2 protein-coding genes are annotated in these 2,371 nt (G+C 60.7%); one reads left to right on the top strand and one right to left on the bottom strand.

Features of this window, described 5'->3' with window-relative positions:
- Positions 1 to 149 precede the first annotated feature (149 nt).
- Positions 150 to 1,769 carry an inorganic phosphate transporter gene (locus OC610_RS25765; protein WP_264431850.1) on the top strand — a complete coding sequence of 540 codons (1,620 nt, stop codon included), beginning with the start codon at positions 150 to 152 and terminating at the stop codon, positions 1,767 to 1,769.
- Positions 1,770 to 1,830: 61 nt separating this feature from the next.
- Here OC610_RS25765 and OC610_RS25760 read toward each other — a convergent pair.
- Positions 1,831 to 2,371 (bottom strand): M10 family metallopeptidase C-terminal domain-containing protein (locus OC610_RS25760; protein ID WP_408636649.1); only part of this gene is annotated, 541 nt, incomplete at its 5' end.

Here is a 2,371-nt window from a genome sequence, read left to right as displayed (position 1 = left end):
GGCTTCACCGGAACCGTTACTGAATTTGCTGCGATCATCAGCAAAAAAACGTTTCATCGATGAAACAATCCCGGAATTACCACCATCACCGCTTTGTAACAAAGTGCGACTAGGATCGGGAATGCCTCCTATTTCGTGAGTTTCCCACCATGACAACGCCTACCCTGGCTTCCAACCTGTCGGGCTCGGTCGCCTCCCCTTCGAGACCGCAGCTGGATCGCAAACCGAGCATGATGACCCTTGCGATTTTTTTCGCGGTGCTGGGCATCGGCCTTTTGTTCACTGCCTACAGCCTGATGCACGATATGAACGAGCTCGGCACCGTGGTGACCACGTGGACACCGTTCCTGCTGCTGGGTGTCGCGCTGCTGATCGCGCTGGGCTTTGAGTTCGTCAACGGTTTCCACGACACCGCCAATGCCGTGGCCACGGTGATCTATACCAACTCCATGGCCCCCAATTTCGCGGTGGCCTGGTCGGGTTTCTTCAATTTTCTTGGGGTGTTGCTGTCCAGTGGCGCGGTGGCTTTCGGCATCATCGCCTTGCTGCCGGTGGAGCTGATCCTGCAGGTCGGTTCCTCCGCCGGTTTCGCCATGATCTTCGCCTTGCTGATCGCCGCCATTCTCTGGAACCTTGGCACCTGGTGGCTGGGCCTGCCCGCCTCGTCTTCCCACACGCTGATTGGTTCGATCATCGGCGTCGGCGTCGCCAATGCGCTGATGCACGGTCGCGATGGCACCAGCGGCGTGGACTGGGCCCAGGCGACCAAGATCGGCTACGCGCTGCTTTTATCACCGCTGGTCGGCTTCGGCTGCGCCGCGTTGCTATTGTTGGCACTGCGGGCTTTCGTCAAGAACCGCTCGTTGTACAAGGCACCCGAAGGCAACACGCCGCCACCTTGGTGGATTCGCGGCATGCTGATCCTGACGTGCACCGGTGTTTCGTTCGCCCACGGTTCCAACGACGGCCAGAAAGGCATGGGCCTGATCATGTTGATCCTGGTGGGCACCCTGCCCATGGCGTATGCACTCAACCGCACGATGCCTGCCGACCAGGCCCTTCAATTCGCCGCGGTGGCTGAAGTCACCCAACAAGCCCTGGTCAAGCATTCGCCCTCGCCGGCGCCGGCCGATCCGCGCCCTATCCTGTCCGCCTACGTCAGCAGCAAGCAGGCCACGCCACAACTGGTGCCGGCCCTTGCCGCCATAACCGGCAGCATCGGTGCCGAGGTCAAAGGCTACGGCTCGCTGGCGAAGGTGCCCGTCGAAGCCGTGGGCAACGTGCGCAACGACATGTACCTGACCAGCGAAACCATTCGATTGATGGACAAGAACAAGGTCGGCGACTTTGATGCCGACACCCGCGACAAGCTGCAACTGTTCAAGCAGCAGATCGACAATTCGACGCGGTTCATTCCGCTATGGGTGAAGATCGCCGTGGCCATCGCCCTCGGCCTGGGCACCATGGTCGGCTGGAAACGCATCGTGGTGACGGTGGGAGAGAAGATCGGCAAGTCGCACCTCACCTACGCCCAAGGCGCCTCGGCTGAAACGGTCGCGATGCTGACCATTGGCGCTGCCGACGTGTTCGGCCTGCCGGTGTCCACCACCCATGTGCTGTCCTCGGGCGTGGCCGGTACGATGGTCGCCAACGGCGGTGGCCTGCAGATGCGCACGATCCGCAACCTGCTGATGGCTTGGGTGCTCACGCTGCCAGCCGCCATCCTGTTGTCCGGCAGCCTTTACTGGTTGTTCACCCAACTGTTCTGATCCGAATCCCGAGGGGAATGTTCGGGCCCAGGTGTGTTTTCACCGAGCCCCGAACTTGTTTTCAGGCGACCAGATCGTTGGCGTTGAAGGTATTGACACCGACCAACTGGATTTCGAAGTCCGCGCCCAGATCATCGTTGACGTTGCCGTAGAGCACATGATCAACGAAGCGCAACTGCCCCGCGCCAGTGAAATCCCCCGCATCGACAAAGCTGAATTTGTTGAACAGTGGGGTCAGCGCATTGGCATCCAGTTTCGACAGATCGATCTTGTCGCCTTGCAGGCGGCTGAAATCGAGGATGACGTCGCCCGCCCCGTCCTTGCCCAACTCACTCAACGAACTGAAAACGAAACGATCAGCTCCGGCGCCGCCGGTCAGGATGTCAGTCCCCGCCCCTCCGATCAGGGTGTCGTTGCCAGCACCGCCATCGAGACGATCGTTGCCTGCGCCACCGCTCAACACGTTCGCTGCGGCGTTACCGGTCAGCACGTTGTCCAGCGCGTTGCCGCTGCCGTTGATCGCGGCAGCACCGGTCAGCGTCAGGTTCTCCAGGTTGTTGCCCAGGGTCCAGCTCACCGAGGAACGAACGCTGTCGATTTCT

The sequence above is a fragment of the Pseudomonas agronomica genome (genome assembly GCF_025917275.1).
In the GTDB taxonomy this organism is placed as follows: domain Bacteria; phylum Pseudomonadota; class Gammaproteobacteria; order Pseudomonadales; family Pseudomonadaceae; genus Aquipseudomonas; species Aquipseudomonas agronomica.
The sequence above is the reverse complement of the archived record's forward strand: the minus strand, read 5'-3'. Positions and strand labels throughout refer to the sequence as shown.